This is a genomic window from Pelagimonas sp. (assembly GCF_050633425.1).
GTDB lineage: Bacteria > Pseudomonadota > Alphaproteobacteria > Rhodobacterales > Rhodobacteraceae > Pelagimonas.
On the sequence record NZ_JBOEGM010000016.1, the window covers coordinates 341352 to 357698 of the forward strand.

Annotated in this window: 17 protein-coding genes; 9 read left to right on the top strand and 8 right to left on the bottom strand. The window is 53.4% G+C overall.

Translation table 11 applies throughout. From position 1 onward, the window contains the following. Positions 1-4 precede the first annotated feature (4 nt). The 4 genes from ACRBB0_RS14785 to ACRBB0_RS14800 are packed head-to-tail and all read left to right on the top strand — an operon-like array spanning position 5 to position 3784. Entirely contained in the window at positions 5-1054 is a 1050-nt protein-coding gene (locus ACRBB0_RS14785; RefSeq protein WP_431375209.1) for a hemin-degrading factor, read from the top strand. Then, positions 1051-1938, top strand: a complete 888-nt coding sequence (locus ACRBB0_RS14790) for a heme/hemin ABC transporter substrate-binding protein (protein WP_431375210.1) — start codon at positions 1051-1053, stop codon at positions 1936-1938. The genes ACRBB0_RS14785 and ACRBB0_RS14790 overlap by 4 nt, the downstream gene beginning before the upstream one ends. After that, a complete protein-coding gene (locus ACRBB0_RS14795) occupies positions 1939-3003 on the top strand; it encodes a FecCD family ABC transporter permease (protein ID WP_431375211.1) in 1065 nt (354 codons plus the stop codon). 1 nt (position 3004) lies between these two features. Continuing rightward, entirely contained in the window at positions 3005-3784 is a 780-nt protein-coding gene (locus tag ACRBB0_RS14800) for a heme ABC transporter ATP-binding protein (RefSeq protein ID WP_431375212.1), read from the top strand. 92 nt (positions 3785-3876) lie between these two features. On the opposite strand, the gene hemP is transcribed toward ACRBB0_RS14800, so the two are convergent. Together hemP and ACRBB0_RS14810 are read right to left on the bottom strand one after the other, a co-directional pair. Further along, the gene (gene hemP / locus ACRBB0_RS14805) at positions 3877-4176 is read right to left on the bottom strand and encodes a hemin uptake protein HemP (RefSeq protein WP_431375213.1); all 300 of its coding nucleotides are present in this window, start codon (positions 4174-4176) and stop codon (positions 3877-3879) included. Between the two features lie 64 nt (positions 4177-4240). After that, positions 4241-4492 carry a hypothetical protein gene (locus tag ACRBB0_RS14810; RefSeq protein WP_431375214.1) on the bottom strand — a complete coding sequence of 84 codons (252 nt, stop codon included), beginning with the start codon at positions 4490-4492 and terminating at the stop codon, positions 4241-4243. 236 nt (positions 4493-4728) lie between these two features. Between ACRBB0_RS14810 and ACRBB0_RS14815 the strand changes: the two genes are divergently transcribed. Next, the gene (locus ACRBB0_RS14815) at positions 4729-6747 is read left to right on the top strand and encodes a TonB-dependent receptor (RefSeq protein ID WP_431375215.1); all 2019 of its coding nucleotides are present in this window, start codon (positions 4729-4731) and stop codon (positions 6745-6747) included. Between the two features lie 363 nt (positions 6748-7110). Here the strand turns inward: ACRBB0_RS14815 and ACRBB0_RS14820 are convergent, their stop codons facing one another. The 6 genes from ACRBB0_RS14820 to ACRBB0_RS14845 form a co-directional block, all read right to left on the bottom strand. Continuing rightward, the gene (locus ACRBB0_RS14820) at positions 7111-8256 is read right to left on the bottom strand and encodes a cell envelope integrity protein TolA (protein ID WP_431375216.1); all 1146 of its coding nucleotides are present in this window, start codon (positions 8254-8256) and stop codon (positions 7111-7113) included. Further along, complete coding sequence (locus ACRBB0_RS14825; RefSeq protein ID WP_431375217.1) at positions 8253-8636, bottom strand: ExbD/TolR family protein; 384 nt, start codon at positions 8634-8636, stop codon at positions 8253-8255. The genes ACRBB0_RS14820 and ACRBB0_RS14825 overlap by 4 nt, the downstream gene beginning before the upstream one ends. Beyond that, positions 8633-8980 (bottom strand): ExbD/TolR family protein, encoded by a 348-nt coding sequence (locus ACRBB0_RS14830; protein ID WP_431375218.1) that lies wholly within the window; start codon positions 8978-8980, stop codon positions 8633-8635. Before ACRBB0_RS14830 ends, ACRBB0_RS14825 begins: the two co-directional genes overlap by 4 nt. A 25-nt stretch (positions 8981-9005) precedes the next feature. Continuing rightward, entirely contained in the window at positions 9006-9671 is a 666-nt protein-coding gene (locus ACRBB0_RS14835; protein ID WP_431375219.1) for a MotA/TolQ/ExbB proton channel family protein, read from the bottom strand. Then, complete coding sequence (locus ACRBB0_RS14840; protein WP_431375220.1) at positions 9671-10093, bottom strand: hypothetical protein; 423 nt, start codon at positions 10091-10093, stop codon at positions 9671-9673. Before ACRBB0_RS14840 ends, ACRBB0_RS14835 begins: the two co-directional genes overlap by 1 nt. 689 nt (positions 10094-10782) lie before the next feature. Then, a complete protein-coding gene (locus tag ACRBB0_RS14845) occupies positions 10783-11022 on the bottom strand; it encodes a hypothetical protein (RefSeq protein ID WP_431375221.1) in 240 nt (79 codons plus the stop codon). 359 nt (positions 11023-11381) lie between these two features. Here ACRBB0_RS14845 and ACRBB0_RS14850 point away from each other — a divergent pair, with 359 nt between their 5' ends. The 4 genes from ACRBB0_RS14850 (at position 11382) to ACRBB0_RS14865 (ending at position 16344) form a co-directional block, all read left to right on the top strand. Further along, positions 11382-11603 carry a hypothetical protein gene (locus tag ACRBB0_RS14850; protein WP_431375222.1) on the top strand — a complete coding sequence of 74 codons (222 nt, stop codon included), beginning with the start codon at positions 11382-11384 and terminating at the stop codon, positions 11601-11603. A gap of 855 nt (positions 11604-12458) precedes the next feature. Continuing rightward, positions 12459-12872 carry a hypothetical protein gene (locus ACRBB0_RS14855; RefSeq protein WP_431375223.1) on the top strand — a complete coding sequence of 138 codons (414 nt, stop codon included), beginning with the start codon at positions 12459-12461 and terminating at the stop codon, positions 12870-12872. Between the two features lie 248 nt (positions 12873-13120). Beyond that, the gene (locus ACRBB0_RS14860; RefSeq protein ID WP_431375224.1) at positions 13121-13756 is read left to right on the top strand and encodes a transglycosylase domain-containing protein; all 636 of its coding nucleotides are present in this window, start codon (positions 13121-13123) and stop codon (positions 13754-13756) included. 716 nt (positions 13757-14472) lie between these two features. Beyond that, a complete protein-coding gene (locus ACRBB0_RS14865; RefSeq protein ID WP_431375225.1) occupies positions 14473-16344 on the top strand; it encodes a hypothetical protein in 1872 nt (623 codons plus the stop codon). The last annotated feature ends 3 nt before the right edge of the window (positions 16345-16347 follow it).

The following is a 16347-nucleotide window of genomic DNA, read 5'->3' on the forward strand; positions in this document are numbered from 1 at the left end:
TCGTATGGCAACCCGCACAGATTTAACTCCTGATCGTATTTTGGAAGCAAAGGCCGCCTCGAAACTCCGGCCACGTGATCTGGCGGATGATTTGGGCATCCACGAAGCGGAGTTGTTGGCCGCGCAGGTTGGCCAAGAGGTCACCAAAATCGAAGCGCATCCAAATTTACTTATCCCAGAGGTAGAAGCGCTTGGCGCCGTCATGGCCCTGACACGCAATGATAGCTGTGTGATTGAAAAGGTCGGGCCGTACGTTGACTATAGACCGGGTGATCATGCGTCGATGATTTTTTCACCCACCATTGATTTACGGTTCTTCCCGGCGCAATGGGTGCATGCTTTTGCCTGCGAACAGCCCACTGATGCGGGGGTGAAACGCAGTATTCAGGTGTTTGATGCAGCGGGCGATGCGGTTCATAAAATCCATTTGAGGCCTGAGTCAAACCATGACGCTTGGGCTGGTTTGGTCGGCGGATTGGACCTGCGCGACACCAATCGTCAACTGGAGCTTGAACCGCGCAAGCCGGTAGAAGCGGCGAAATCCAATTCCAAAAACCTGACCATTTTGCGCCAGGAATGGGAGAGGTTAACCGATACCCATCAGTTCTTGCGCCTATGTTCCAAGCTGAAAATGAACCGTCTTGGCGCCTATCGCATCGCCGGGCGGCCATTTGTGCGCCCCCTTGCTGTTGGTGCGGTAAACAAGATGTTTGAACAGGTCCAAAAAACCGGCATCGAATTTATGTTTTTCGTTGGCAATCAGGGCTGTATCGAAATCCACTCTGGGCCTATCGGACGGCTTGTTGAGATGGGACCGTGGCAGAATATTCTGGATCCGGGCTTTGACATGCATCTGCGGTCCGATCACATCGCCGAAGTCTGGGCCGTTGAGAAACCCACGAAACGCGGACCAGCTGTTTCTGTCGAAGCCTTTGACAGTCGCGGTGCGTTGATTTTTCAAGCCTTCGGTGTCGGATTTGAAGGGCGGGATTGCCGCCCGCAATGGAACGAGATCGTAGCACAACTCCCCGAACGCGAGGCGGTATCCGCATGATCCGGCGCGATTTTTTAACCTCAGGCCTGGCGTTAATCTGTGCAGGCATTAGCGCATCGGGCACCTTACCAGTGTGGGCTGAGCAAGCCAGCGACACAGTGAAAGTTGCCCCTGATACGCTGGCCATCGGTGGCACCGTGACGGAAATCGTCTTTGCCTTGGGGCAGGGGCACCGCCTTTTGGCCCGCGACACCACATCAAACTTTCCACCTGAGGCGCAAAACCTTCCTGATGTCGGCTACATGCGGGCCCTGTCGCCCGAAGGCGTGTTGTCGGTCGGCCCGACCATGATTATCGCTGAAGAAGGGGCCGGCCCGCCGGAAACACTTGATGTTTTGCGGGCGGCGAATGTCTCATATGTTGATGTGCCTTTGGGGTATGATCTCGCTGCAATTGTTCAGAAAATTCGGATCGTCGGGGCCGCTTTGGGTGTGTCAGAGCGTGCCGAAAAACTCGCCCAGGATGTAAGCCGACGTTTTGACGTCGCGGTCGCCGCCGCACAGGCCAAATCCAGTCGCCCAAAGCGGGTGATGTTTCTGCTCAGCGCCCAGCAGGGCAAGTTATTGGTCGGCGGAGAACAGACAGCCGCCGACGCCATCATCCGCCTGTCGGGCGGCGTGAATGCAGTTCAGGGGTTGCACGGTTTCAAGCCTTTGACAGACGAAGCCGCGGCCGCGGCTGCCCCCGATGTCGTCTTAATGATGAGCCGTGGTGGCGCACATGACATGTCGGCCGCAGCCTTGTTTTCGTCGCCATCATTGATGGTCACACCCGCCGCAACCACGCAGGCGTTGGTCAAGATGGATGGTCTCAAATTGCTGGGTTTTGGCCCACGGACGGCGGAAGCGGTCAATGACCTTAGCAAAGCTTTGGGCGATCTTTAAATGACGCTTGCCCAGACAAACCATGCAATGCCCAACCGGCTGACCAAAAGCCGGGTGTTGCATTGGGGATTGCTTGGGGGCGTATTCTTGGTCTCGCTGGCCAGTCTGGCAACCGGTGCGACGGATGTGTCCATTGTCACGGTGCTGGCAAAACTAACGCAAGGCCAGCCGCTTAGTCGCATAGAGCAGGTTGTTTTGGTCGATATCCGATTGCCACGCCTTGCGATGGGCCTCTGTGTCGGCGCAGCTTTGGCGGTATCTGGCGCGGTGATGCAAGGGGTGTTTCGCAACCCTCTGGCGGATCCGGGCATTGTCGGCGTTTCTGCAGGGGCCGGGCTTGGCGCGATACTCGCAATCGTGCTGGGGGCGATGTTGCCGGTTGGCATTTTGACGGTGGTCGGTTCCCAACTTGTGACCATATCCGCCTTTCTTGGGGGCTGGGGGGCCACAATCTTATTGTACCGGGTCAGCACACGGCATGGGCGCACCTCGGTTGCCACCATGTTGCTTGCCGGGATCGCATTGGCGGCTTTGGTTGGTGCCGCCAGCGGAGGCTTGATTTATTTGGCCGATGACGCCCAGCTGCGGGATGTGAATTTCTGGAGCCTTGGATCGCTTGCCGGTGCAAGTTGGACCAAATTAATGGTCGCAGCCCCAATCATGGCTGGGTCGATTGTTGGGGCGTGTCTGCTTGGCTCGGGGTTGAATGCCTTGGCTTTGGGCGAAGCAACGGCGCATCACATCGGAATCGATGTGCAACGGCTCAAAAACCTTGCAATTCTAGCAGTGGCAGCAGCCACCGGTGCCGCTGTTGCCGTTTCAGGGGGCATCGGGTTTATCGGCATCGTGGTCCCGCATCTTCTACGTCTTGCTACCGGCCCAGACCATCGTGCCTTGCTCCCAAATGCAGCCTTGCTTGGGGCGATCTTATTGGTACTGGCCGATATGATCAGCCGTGTGGTCATCGCGCCCGCAGAGCTTCCAATTGGGATTGTAACAGCTATCCTTGGATCGCCCGTCTTCTTGTGGGTTTTGCTGCGGCAAAAGGGTGTTGTGGACCTCTAACATGATAAAAGCACAGGGCGTTTCCGTGTCACTTGGGCGCAAGATAATTTTGGATTGCGTAGATGTGATCGCGATACCAGGTTCGGTGACCTCAATCGTCGGCCCAAATGGATCGGGCAAAACCACATTGCTGCGGGCTCTGACCGGCGATCTTGCCTATACGGGCAGGGTGACGCTGAACGGGCTGGACATCAAGTCGTTAAAACCTTGGGAGCTTGCCGGTTTGCGCGCTGTGTTGCCTCAGGCAAGCGCATTGGCCTTTCCCTTCTCGGTGATCGAAATCGTGCATATCGGGCTGCAACGGGGCGTATCGGGGCAATGCGATGCTGTGGCATTGGCGGCTTTGGCCAAGGTCGGATTGGATGGCTACGCATCGCGCAACTATCAGGAACTCTCGGGTGGGGAACAACAGCGTGTCCAATTGGCCCGTGTCTTGGCCCAGGTCTGGACCCCCTTGGATGGCAACACCCCCAGATGGCTGTTCCTCGATGAACCGGTTTCGGCTCTCGACATTGCGCATCAGCTTCAGGTGATGAAACTGGCCCGCGACTTTGCCGATCAAGGTGGTGGTGTTGTCGCTGTGATGCACGATTTGAACCTGACAGCGATGTTTTCAGACCATATGATTTTGATGTCCCAAGGGGCTGTCCAAGCCGTCGGCCCCGTGGCGGACGTTTTGACAAACTCCCACATGTCAAAGGCCTATGGCTGTACGCTAAAAGTCAACCGCACGCCCAATCCCAAAACGCCATTTATTTTGCCGCAAGTGGCCAAAGCTTAGAAGGATATTCAAGGTATCCCCCTGTATTCACTCCGTCGCGTAAGTCACTCCGTTTTCGGCAAGTAATAGGGTTTTCCTATCAGGCGTTTGTCCTATTTGGTCAGGATCAATTTTCCTGATTTGGTGATACATAGCGTATAGGTTTTGTCATCCAACTGAATTTGGGCGCGGCGGCCGCCTTGGGTCAACTCCAAGGCATCATGGATCGGTCTATACGCCGGTTCGGGCAGGTCAGACAGGTCTCTCTCACTTGCGGTTTGCTGGTTTTTTCGGTCCATCGTCCATTCAATCCGCCCACAATCGGGCATCTCCATCTCTCCGACCATCATCCGCAATTCGTCCAGATTTCCACGGCAAGCCAGCCAAGAAGGGGAGTGATCGACATGCGTCATTGATGAGGTCCAAAGTCATAAAGTTAAGTTCTGAGCATCAACCTGACTTAAACAGTCGGATAATTCAAGTCTGAGCTTTTAAGTAAGGTAAATATTCAACCAGTTTCGGGATGTGATTTGAGGTTCTATCGCTCTCAGGTGGTTTTAAAGTCCGGGTAAAGGTCGCTTCTAAAAAGGCGATCCGTTGCTTGATGGCCCATGCATGAATTGGCCAAGGATCTATTGGACCTTTAAGGATTTCGCGGCTGAAAACATCCTCGGTTTGACATTCATAAATCATGCTAAGGCGGTTTCTGAACATTCTTTTGTCGGCCATAAAGAGCCAGCTAAGCAGATGTTTTAGCCAAGGTAACACCAATATTTCAACTCTGGTGAGGTGGAATTACAACGCCCATTCAGGTATCTGACTAATTTTATCGGAATTGCGAAAATTGCCGTTGAAACCGCCTAAAGCTTTGACTAACCCGACGGTGAATGGTTCGTAAAACGAACCCCGCCAACCCAGCTTTCTGCCAGGTAACTATTGTTGAACCTGCCCTCTAAGGAAAGCTTATGACCTCACGCTGCGTGTTGAAACTCTCTATATCTGCCCTGGCCTTTGCTGCCTGTGTGTCCACCCCTGTTTTCGCCCAAACCCCGGAACCAATGCATCTTGGAACCATCGTAGTTGTTGGAACAGGCCTGCCTTCGGAAATTCGTGACAACCCTGCCTCAGTCAGCGCGATTGATGACACAGACATCCGCCGCGTTCCGCCAAGTTCGGTGGCTCGGATTTTGGAACAGGTGCCCGGTGTGCGGGTGACCCAAAGTGGCATCGAACGCATCACCATTCGGGGCGAAAGCTCTCAGCGTGTGTCGATCATGATCGACGGTCAGGCGCTCACTGATCATACGGGATATGGCACACCGATTTTGGTGTCGCCGGCCAATATCGAACGCATCGAAATTGTGCGCGGTTCGTCATCGGTGGTTTCAGGCAACAGTTCTATCGGCGGTGTTGTCAATATCATCACCAAACGCGGTGCGGACAAGCCTATCGAACTTGATTTTAGCTCCGCATATTTTTCGGCCACAAATGGTCATCGCACATCACTATCTGCCGGTGGCACAACGGGCAATTTTGACTATCGTCTCACCGCCTCGCGCTCAGATTTTGGCGACGTGCAAACCCCCGACGGCTCCTTGGATAATTCAGACATCAATGACCGCGAATTATCGGCGTTTTTGGGGTATCGGACCGGAAATCATTACTTTGGCCTGCGGGCGCAAGATTTCGATCTGGCAGCAAATGTCTATACCGGCGATCCCGATTTCACCATCGAACTGCCAAAACGAGATTTGCGTAAATATGGCGCATTTTACGAAGTCGAAGATGTAACCCCGTGGTTAAACAGGCTCAAAATTGATGCCTATAAACAAGAAATCGACCGAGAGTTTCGCAATGATATGACCATCGCGATGGGGCCGGGCATGTCGATGAATGTCACATCAACCTCTGAGGATTTGCAAGAAACCTGGGGGCTCAATGCCATGGCCGAGATGGCTTTTGCACCCGGACATCGGACCATCGTCGGGTTTGGCTATGAAAACGATAGCCAGATCGCGGATAAGGCGACAATTGTGACGACGCCATTTGGCCCGCCCTCGTCAACCCTGCGGTATTCGGACGCTTCGATCCGGACGTTTTCAATCTATGCACAGCACGAAATGGCGCTGTCTGACAAGCTGACCGGGACACTGGGCGCGCGCTATTACAAGGTCGACAGCGACCGCGACACCTATCGCGTCAACGGGGTCGATCAAGGCGGTTCATCAAACAGCGATGATCGCCTTCTGGGGGCGTTGGGCTTGGTATACAAACCAAGCGAAGATGTGACGTTTCGCGCCAATCTGAGCCAAGGGTATAAATACCCGACATTGTCGCAGCTGTATTTGCAAACCTCAGCCGGGTCAGGTGGTTTGACGATTGGAAATCCAAACCTTGAGGCTGAGACATCTACCACCTATGAAATCGGTGCCCGATTGGATCGCAATGCATTTAGTTTTGATGGGACGTTGTTTTATTCGGACTCCGAGAACTACATCACGACGATGCCAACGGGCAATCCATCGGAATTTACCTACGAGAACGTGAATTCCGCCAAGACCTGGGGCATCGAAATCAGCGCCGAGTATCAATCAACCCTGTGGGAATTGCGGCCCTATGCCAAGGCGGAGTATCTGCAAAGAGAGTTCACCTATTCAAACGGTTACAGCACCAAAGATAGCGGAACACCGGAATTTGCCGCAACACTCGGTCTGCGACGCGACTGGTCACTTGGAAGTGTGTCCGGTGAGTGGGATCTGTTTGTGATGGGCGAAAGCAAAGCAACTTTGCGCGACGCTTCTGGGAACATTGTAAACCAAGCAGACGCTTATAAAACCGTCAATTTTCGCGCCTCAGCGGATATCAACGATCAGTTTTCGCTGAATTTCGTTGCAGGCAATCTCTTGGATGAAAGCTATCAACCCATCAATCAATACGACGGGGCAGGTCGCAATTTCAGCGTTGTGTTGAACGCCAAGTTCTAAGAGTTTCAGCACTGATTTCGTCAGGGGAGCAGGGAAACATTGCTCCTTTGACAAATCATGGCACCTCTACAAAACCTACTGTCTCAAGGGTTTTATTGTATGGCCGCCCCGTGACAAACAGCGCCGCCTTGAACAAAAACCGCCCCTCACCGCATGTGTGTGGGGCGGTTTTTTGTGTTCGGCGTGATATAAACACGCCAATTCGTTGACCTGCACGAGACGTCACTCTTAAGCTGAAATCGTGCACGGGGATGGTACAACAGGCTTACACGCCTGAGACCTTACACGCCTGAGACCGCGTTTTCAGTTCGGATTGCTCTCGCTAAGCCTTCGGACGGCTGCCGTTTTCACCACAGTTCTGCGTTAACGCCCTTTGATCGCAATGGAAAAGGACCGTTTTGCACCTGCTGGCGGTTTTGGAAAGGGCGCTGCGCGGCGCACCAGCTGCAAGGCCGCTTTGTCCAGCGCCGCAGAACCGGAGCTTCGCGAGATTGATGCGCCTGCGATCCCGCCAGTTGCGGAAATACGAAAGGACACCGTCGCACTGCCGCGCGCTTTGATCCTTGGCCGCGACACACGAGACAATTTTCGCATAACCAGCCCCGGATAGTTGCTCACTGCGGCATTGCCGGTTTTCTTCGATTTGCCACCGCTGCCACCGGAGCGGGCCGTCGCACGTGCGGTACCATTGGCTTGCCCTGAGCGGGCCGTGACCTGGCCATTGCCGCGCGCCGCCGGTTTGGGCTTGGGTTTGACCGCGGCCTGCGTTCTTGGTTTAGGTTCTGTTCTGGGTTTGGCTCTGGGCTTGGGCTTAGGTTTAGACTTGGCGCGAGGCGCGGGCTTGTGGGCTGTTTCGAACTCTTGGCTGCGCATCCGAGGACGCAACGAACGCGAAACAGCGGCTGTTTCTCGGTCTTGGGAAAACAGCGTAACAGGCTGGTCTGGCGATAGGGTTGCGGTTTGCTCAGCGCGCTCCGCTGTTAGCATTTCGGGGGTTTGAGACGCAACGGCCCCATAATCCGATGTGATGCGCAGCGCAGATTCAGGTAGCGGGGGGGCAGCATCCCCATGAGCGATTGGAAGCGCCGTTGTTGGTGTGACACCCTCAACTCCAAGCGCCGCCGATCTCTGCAAAGGCTGTAGGGGCTTGGCTGTGGAAAGCTCGGATCTTTGCGCCATAACAGGCGGGCGCACCGAATTTTCGGAGAGCTCAGAAGGGTCTACGGCTTTGACGACAGGGGCCTTTGGAACCGGGGGGCTAGGGGGCGCAGCCTCTGGTGCGACCGTTTCGAGGGCTGCGACGGGGACGGCTTGTTCGGTGATGTCCAAGACCGTTAGATGTCCGGCAGCCATATCGGCAAAGCTTGAACCGATTGCGGCCTCCGCCTGGCCGGAGGCTCCTTCGACGTCAACTGGGGGCGCGGGGATTGCGACCAAAGCAATCGCGCCATGGGCCGCCGCTGCGCATACAAATGCAGACAGTTTGAACACTCGGGATGTTACGATCATTGCAAGGCTCTTTCCGTCACAATCACGACCCGCTCAGCACCTGCCGCGCGAAGGTCGCTTGCTAAGCGGACCAGTGTTTTGGCGGCCAAATCGCGATCCGGCACCACACGCAACGGACCGGATTGATACTTCAAATGTTTGAGCGCGCCTGACGCGGTTTGGACAGGGGTTCCAAACACGCTGATCGCGCCATCTGCGTGAATGACAAGCGCGTCAACAGGTGGTGCGCCCGCCAAAGAGGAGGTTTTCACCAGTGTCAGGGTCTTGTCCAACGGTTTGGCAACGGTGCCCGCCACCAAAAAGAACACCAGCATAAGAAAAACGATATTGATAAGCGCAATCGTCGGTTCACGCTGCGATTTCTTGCGACGGCGGATCATGACGCCCCCAAAACAGTGGTTTGAAGGCCCGGAACCCCACGCAAGACCACCAATACGTCAGTCAATCTTTGTGCCGTGACCGCGCTTTTTAGCGCGATGATCACCGGCAAATTGTCGTTCCCAGCCTTTTGGTCAGAGAGGACCTGGGGCAGGTCGCTCAGGTCAACACTCTGGCCATTCACGCCAATACTGTCTTCGCCTAGCCGCAAAAACAACGGTGCCACACCGGACACCCCAGCTCCGCCAGTGGCCGAAGTCAGGTCAACCTCGGAAAACCGTGTGAAGGTTGAGGTCAGCATGAAAAACAACAGCAACAAGAAGATAACATCGATCAAGGATGTCATCGACAACCGTCTTCTTGGGAGGCGTTTACGCATGGGCTGTTGCCGCTTGGAAAGGGGGGCTTTCTGTGTTTTGCGCCTGCATTGTGTTTGCATTTGGGCTCATGATGGTGGCAATCGCGTGTCCTGCAAGAACCCGGTCACGATCAAGGCGTGCTTCTAACCAGCTCAGAACCACAGATGTTGGCATCGCGATGACCAGTCCAACAGCCGTGGTCAAAAGCGCCACCCATATCCCGCCCGCTAATATCGACGGGTCCACTTGGGAGCCTGCATCTTGTAAGGCCTGAAAAGCGGAGATCATTCCCAAAACGGTACCAAACAAGCCTAGCAAGGGGGAGAGCTGGGCGACACTGTCCAAAAACCGCATCCCGCTTTCGAGTTTCGCAAACCGGCTCTCTGCCTCGGTTTCCAATCGGGGTCTGTCCACATCTTGGGCAAAAGCCATCCCAATCACCGGAGCAAGGTAACTGCGCGACGCGCAAAGCGCCTTTTGGGCCTCTTCAGGCGCTCCCCGATCCCATGCTAACACAGCGCGCGATAGTGCCTGATGGCGCCCAACCCCAGCCGCGGAAAACTGCCAGAGTTTGTAGAGCATCACCGCCATTGTCAAAACCGACACTGCCAACATCACCAAAACTACTGGTCCACCAAGATCGTAGAGGTCAACAAGCGCTCGTTGAACAACATCCATTATCCCTGTACCTCGGTGTTAACCCGCGAGCCGACATGAAGACCATCAATACAGGCCCGGTCAGGCAATCCTTGCCCGTCACATTGATTGGCACCGTTGATCAAAATGAGCGACAGGTTGGCACAAGCCAGATCGGGGACCATAAATTGTCTGACGCGCGGGCGCTTGGTGGGCAGCTCGCCAAAATCAAACAACATCAGCCGGTCAACTTGATGGTTTTCATCAAATAAAACAGCCTCATAGACGGCTTTTCTAACATCATTTTGGTGACCATTCGTTGCCAAAAAGCTAAGCGTACATCCGCTATCGCTTGGCTGCGTTGCATTCAGTTCAATTGAAACCGTGTTCTCAATTTCGGTTTCTGCGCAGACGCCGCAGGCGAAAAACGCGCCTCCCATGAGGGCTGTCCGAAAGAGTGTCATGATTGGGTCTCCTGGCCAGGAATAGGTGGGTTTCCTGTTCGTTTGGCTGGAGGACGGTGGGGCTGGCTGATCGAACACCTTCGTTTTACATGTCAGCTTCCGCAGTGCAATAGTTTAGTGTTTTAGTGGGAAAAGAGGTTTGGGCTGCAATATTGGCAATCGGGCGGTCCGTTGCCCTACCAACGACCGGCCCCACGTCAGAGGTTTGCCAAACAGGCGGATGGGCTGAGGCCCGTACGTCCAATCCGACTGGAACCGTGACGGGAGGTATCGAAAGACGCGAATCCGCCCGATAACATTTTCTCCAAGGTCACCCACAGACGTGCCAAAAGCGATGAAACGCCCCGAAACTCTTCGCGTGGTCAAAAGGGTATAAGAAATCTTACCCCTAAAAAAATTCGTTTTTGAAGGGATCGGGGGGAGGGGGCTGGCTCCGACGGTAGGGACCGGAGACAACTATTTTAAGCCTAAAAAAGCCTAATTTTACTGGCTTTATCAAAGCATCCATCCGGCGGTGGTTTCGCTCTCTCGTGCCGCACTTTTAGACCCAGACCGGCCTTTTCTCAAATTTCTTTACCCACTGTTTCCTTTCCCTTTTTTCAAAGCTCCATGGTGGAGCGGCGGAACGCTCCGAACGATAAGGGCTCTCGTGTATCAGGTCCGGACATCCTATGTGCCGATAGGTCCACCTAGCCAATCATTAGAGCATCATCCCCGAGATCATGTCGCGCGACCTTCAAATGGTCACGAAATGCGTGGAGGGGTTTGCCCACTCCAAAACGATCGGCGATGTCACCCACCATCTGATTGATCTCTTCCGTCAACTGATCCAGCACGGTTTTACGGCGGCCGACGTCTTCCTCGCGCTGTGCTGCCTCGCGAGTCCTGGCGTTCAATGCCTCCTCCTTGGCCGCGATTTCATCGGGCAAATCTTGGTACAACTGTTGCACGGACCTATTCTAGATTTGGCTGGGCTTATCTCCCCACAGGCAATCCGCACAGACTTCCGCAGACCACGTTCAATTCCGATAGCGTGTTTGGCGATCCCTTCGGCCGCGATGTCCTGCGCCGGGCCCCCTTCATCACCCGCGACATCGGCCCCCCCGACTGATCCCGGCAATCCCAGACGACATGAGCGAGCGGCGCGGTTTCATCTGCATGCACAACGAGGCCGCGCAGGGCGGTGCCCTATTCTTCTGCAATACGTTGGGCGATATCGAGATATGCCGCATCCTGTTCCTTTGCCGTCAGCGCGTCGAAGATAGGTTGTTCCCGTTGTCCAAACGTTATGATCCCAATGGTAGCCTCAGCGGCACCGGTGCGCATCGTCCGCGTTGGGTTCGTCCGTTCGCGCAGCTATCAGGCCCGGATCGTGATGTGTGTGGGCAAGGGGGGGGGCACGATCACCCGGTTCAGATCGGCCGTTCACCATCAACATAACCTGGCTGATGCCCGATCCGAAGATCATGCCGCTTCTGGTTTTTGTACCGGGATCGAAGTGCATGTTTGACTCGTACCGAGATCGCATTGGACTGCTGGTCTTGGGACATGATGGGCTTCCTTTTGTTGCTGCCCGTAGTGTCCGTGAGATTCATGAAAGTACAAAATCAGTTTCGCCGGATCATAAAACATTCGTTTTGTAATCTACGAGCCGTAACCACCCCAAGGGGAGCTTACATCTCTCCGGGAAAGGGGCGCGCTACCCCTTTTGAAACCCGGATTGAGGATTGCGAAATTTGGGTGGTGGGGGAAGCGAGACCCTGAGTCGCCATTCACCGCACCACCTTGCCAGCCGCAGAAGCGAAGATTTCGCGTTGCTGCCAATGGTGCATGGCGCGGCACCTTTGGGACAAAGGCATAGTTTTGCCGGCAGTTACGCTATTGGCAGCGTCGCTGTAGCTCGAAATTTCGCGTTACGTGTTTATCCTGACCGATGGTGATTTTCTGGACGATCTGCTTACGTCCCTGAGACATTCAACGTGGAGTTTTTATGCCCTGTGGTCATGGAACATATTTCAGAAACAACGAGGAATTGCAGGCAACGGAATTTCTTCGGAGCCAAGGCTTGACCGAAAATCAGATTTCTGGCGTGCGCGCATGGGAACGATCGCAGATCGGTGCGCAGGTATCGATCTGGTCTGGCGCTTCATTGGTTTGGGGGGGATATTCGGTTTTTTGTAGCCCGCATCTGGTTCACCGGATGCTGGTTTTTCGAAAGGGCACATTATTAAAATTTTTGCGGACGGCCCTACCAGTCATTCATCAGATCAGGCCATGCAGTCCGCAGTTTCAATAGAACGGGCTTTCGTTGCATATGTGCGAGCGTCTGCTATTTATGACACTTGGTCTGTGGTATTGGACAGGTATGTTGATTAAGTTCTTTGAGAAGCTGGAAAAGTCCAAGTGGTTGCCATGGGTTGGCACAGCACCATTCATTCTCATTCCTATCGCAGTCATATTTGACGGTGAGGTATCGAGAGGGGCGGGCATTCTCGCACTTTTCGCCAGTACGTGGGTCGGGATCATTCTAGGCGGCAAGTTCGCTCACATCGTTTCGACTCACCTCCTCAAGACTTCCGAGGACATAGACAAACGAATGACTGCGGGCGGCAATGCCTTCGGTTTCCTATTCCTGCCTGTGCTGGTCGGTTCGTTTACAAATGCCTATCTAGGAACCAGAATCGAAATGCATTCGCTCGGCGCTCATTTTCTGTGGGCCTGCATTGGCGCGGTAATCTTTTTCTGTGTGAGTGCTGAAAACCCTGAAGACGGTAGCTAAACCAGACATTGGTTCCATGCCCAGCATCAACCTTTTTTAGGCTCACTTCAGTCATCCGACAACTTTGGTCGGGAAAATTTGCGATCTTCTGGTGTGAAGATCAGCAGCGCGGACAAGTCGGGAATTTAAAACAACTGCTCGACAGACGGTCCATCGACTTGGGACATATTGCCTGAATATTGACTTTCTTGGGTGGGCAAGGCTTCCAACTGCTGTAACTATTGAAGAAACTATCTGAAGGAATTCTAGTGCGCCTCTTTTATTTCCTACTTCCTAGCATTCTATTCATCATTACAGCGACAGTCGTACAGGGCGACAACTCAGAACTGAACTTTCCAAATCCTAATCAGGCACTTGAGCGGTATCAAGAAGCAGCATCCAAATGGCCGGAGGTTCCTCGCACCACCTTACAGGCGTTTGTCGCGGCAGAGGATACGCTTTTCTTTGAAAGGCCAGTTCAAATCTCCACTATCACTCGACAGATTGGAAGCTGGGTTTTTCAATCCCGAGCAAGGGGACTCCACAAAGTAGCGATTGCCTTTTCGATAGGCGAGGTGCTCTCACACGATGAGGTTCTGAACTGGTATACGAACCAAGTATATCTTGGCTACGGCTGCTTTGGTGTCCATACTGCAGCAATGGCTTACTTTGGTCGACCAGTTGGGAGCTTAAATCTTGAAGAAACCGCGTTCTTAGCAGCGCTGCCCAAATCCCCAGGGAGTTTCCATCCAATTAGGTCATACGACCGGGCAGTAGAGCGCAGAAACTACGTGCTTTGGGAAATGAAGGAAGCAGGGTTCATCTCGGACGATGAGGCAAAAACCGCGATCCAAACAGCCCTGATCGTTATTGAACCGTTAGAACTCTGCAACGAACAAGACTAAATGACGTACGTTCTCGGGGTTGTGTCGGTCAATTGGGACGTCGACATACTATTCACAGTTGATACGCGATTTTTGACCTTCGAAGGTCTGCTCTTGGCTTAGCCAAGATAACAGTTTTGCACGTGCGGCTGTGGCAGTTTTTGCCATTGTTACCCTGGTAAATTTGGGCTGAAAGCAGTCACCCGATTTGAGCACCTGGGTTGGTGACAGAATATTTTGTGCAAATTTCACTCTATGCACCGAAGCATATCGGCAGTGAGCCCTTGTTGACAAAAGCAAGGTTGAGCAGGAAAGGATGCTCTCGGTAGCGTGGGTCATCAATGCCGCAAGGAATTGTGGAATTGAACTTGTTGTCACTTTCATATTTGATTATTTACTCCCCAATCCGCTCCAACCAAATCAGGCAGGAAATGCACGTTTTCATTCGAGACTTTGGCCAGCATTCCATGGAGTTTGTTGATATTATCAATGACGACATGTCGCGTCGTTTTTTATTGCGTCCATTTCAAAACAGCTTCGTTAATGATGTCACAGAAGGTAATGGGATGCTCTTTTGTTTGGCTGGCTCATTATATGATGACGAGCAAAAAACTTATTCTACTCAGCTTGCCGTATTTGACAGCGAAACAGGCAAGGAGATACGCCGATCCGTATTGCCGAAAAGGGCAGGTACAGTTGTATACCTTCCTAAAAACAACTTGCTTGCCATACAATTTATGGCGCGTGACATCTGTTTTCTGAAAGCGGACACCTTAGAGATTGTTTGGCAAACGCAACCGGTTTTCACGCCGGAACTTGTTAAGAAGTGGGGCATAGATTGGCGCAAGGTTGATCTTGATTCCTATGCGGTGGCTCAAAACTACACCGAAATTTCGCCAGATCTGCGCCCCTACCCACCGGGATGTGTCTATGTCGGCGCGCGTCTTTTTGAAGATGTTGACGGTAGAATTTGGGGGCTTGCGTCTTCGGACTGGGGCGACAGGCAAACCCATGAGATCACAGGGACAAGTGCCGGCGTGTTTTCATTTGACGTGGGCGCACATAAACACGCTTTCCACCCGATTGAGTTTTCAACATGGGGCGCGCCTGAGTTGATGTCGCCAAGCCCTGATGGGCTTAAAGCGGTCAGGACATCCCCCAACTGGGAACTTGGGCAGGCCTTTGATGCGGGGCATGATCGAGACAAATTTGTTTGGATGATTGACCGCAAATATTTGGATGTTTGGTCTGTGGCCGGGCAAAAGCCAGTCAATCGGTTGCACATTTCCGACATGCCGTCACGCGCGTATATCGGATCGCAATACGCAAAACCTGAAGCGCATTTACGTAAATTGGCACGTTGGAGCGGCCGCGCCAAAGATGCCTTTCGAATGCCGCGGGGAAAACCACCGGGGACTAAAAAGCTAAACACCCAATATGATGCGCTTCGCGACCTGCGCGACCTCAGAAAATCCCAACGGCTTTCAGTGCATTGGGAAAAAGACAGCCAAGCGCTGTGGATTGAGACCAATATGAGTCTGAGCAGGATAAGCGCGGATGGAAAACGCGGACCGCTTTTGATTTTTGATCGGTTTTTGAATGACGAATACCGTTCAATCTTGGGCAAGCGCGCACCGGGAACCGACATCGGTATTGGCGAAACTTATCCCTCCGCGAGAATGCCCCTGATCAAAACGCTAACGACGACGGAAACCGATGTAGAAATCTGCCTTTCCGATATTTTGATCCGCTTTCCCCAAAGCCTGTCGATCGCCGATGCACCGATGCTGCTTTTAACGGATGATATGATCTCCGTGTCCCACTTGCCAAAACTATCAGCCAAGGACATCGCGGCCAAGGTTCCTGGCCTTATCAAGATAAAATCTTGGAGAGAGGTCAATGTCGCTTCTGGTTTGCGCGTGCTGGCCCAGACGCTTCGCCATGACATAAAAAGCCTGATGGCCAATGGGCTCAGCTTGGTGTTTCAAGTCCGCTCCAGCTTTATGGATGAAAAGCAATTCTTCCAAAAGCTGTCCGAGAAAGACGTCGATGTCGGAACCGAAGCCAAAGAGGTGATCGACGGCTGGTGCGCGGCCATCAGGGCGCAAAACCTTATGTTGGCGGGAAATGAAGAGGGCGCGGGCCCCTTATGCTACGTCCTTGAATACCTTGCTGACCGAGATGACACTTGCGCCGAACAACTTCGCAATTACTGCATTCTGCGCGATGGGGAGCATGAAAGCTATTCACGGGACACTGTGCTCAGATCTTATCTTGATCGTTTGGGATACACGCACCCAGACCTCTGGCGCCTTGGGATTTTGTATTGCCTGCTGTTCGGACGTGATGGCAGATCTATGGTCGTTGATGGTCAACAAGTATCCGACTGGGTTCACACCGGCCTTTTGTCTAGCGCCCGAGAGAATTTGCAGCCCCAAGATTTTGCGCGTTTCGTACGGATGGAGTTGGCGGAATTCGAAAAACAACCCGACAAGTTCGCGGCCTTTGGAACACATGCCGAAGCCGCCTCAAGCGCCTTGCAGGATCTCCTAAGTCAACTCACTGAGACCCCATGGAATTTGGCGGTTAAGGCGGATCTGCTTGCATAGAAC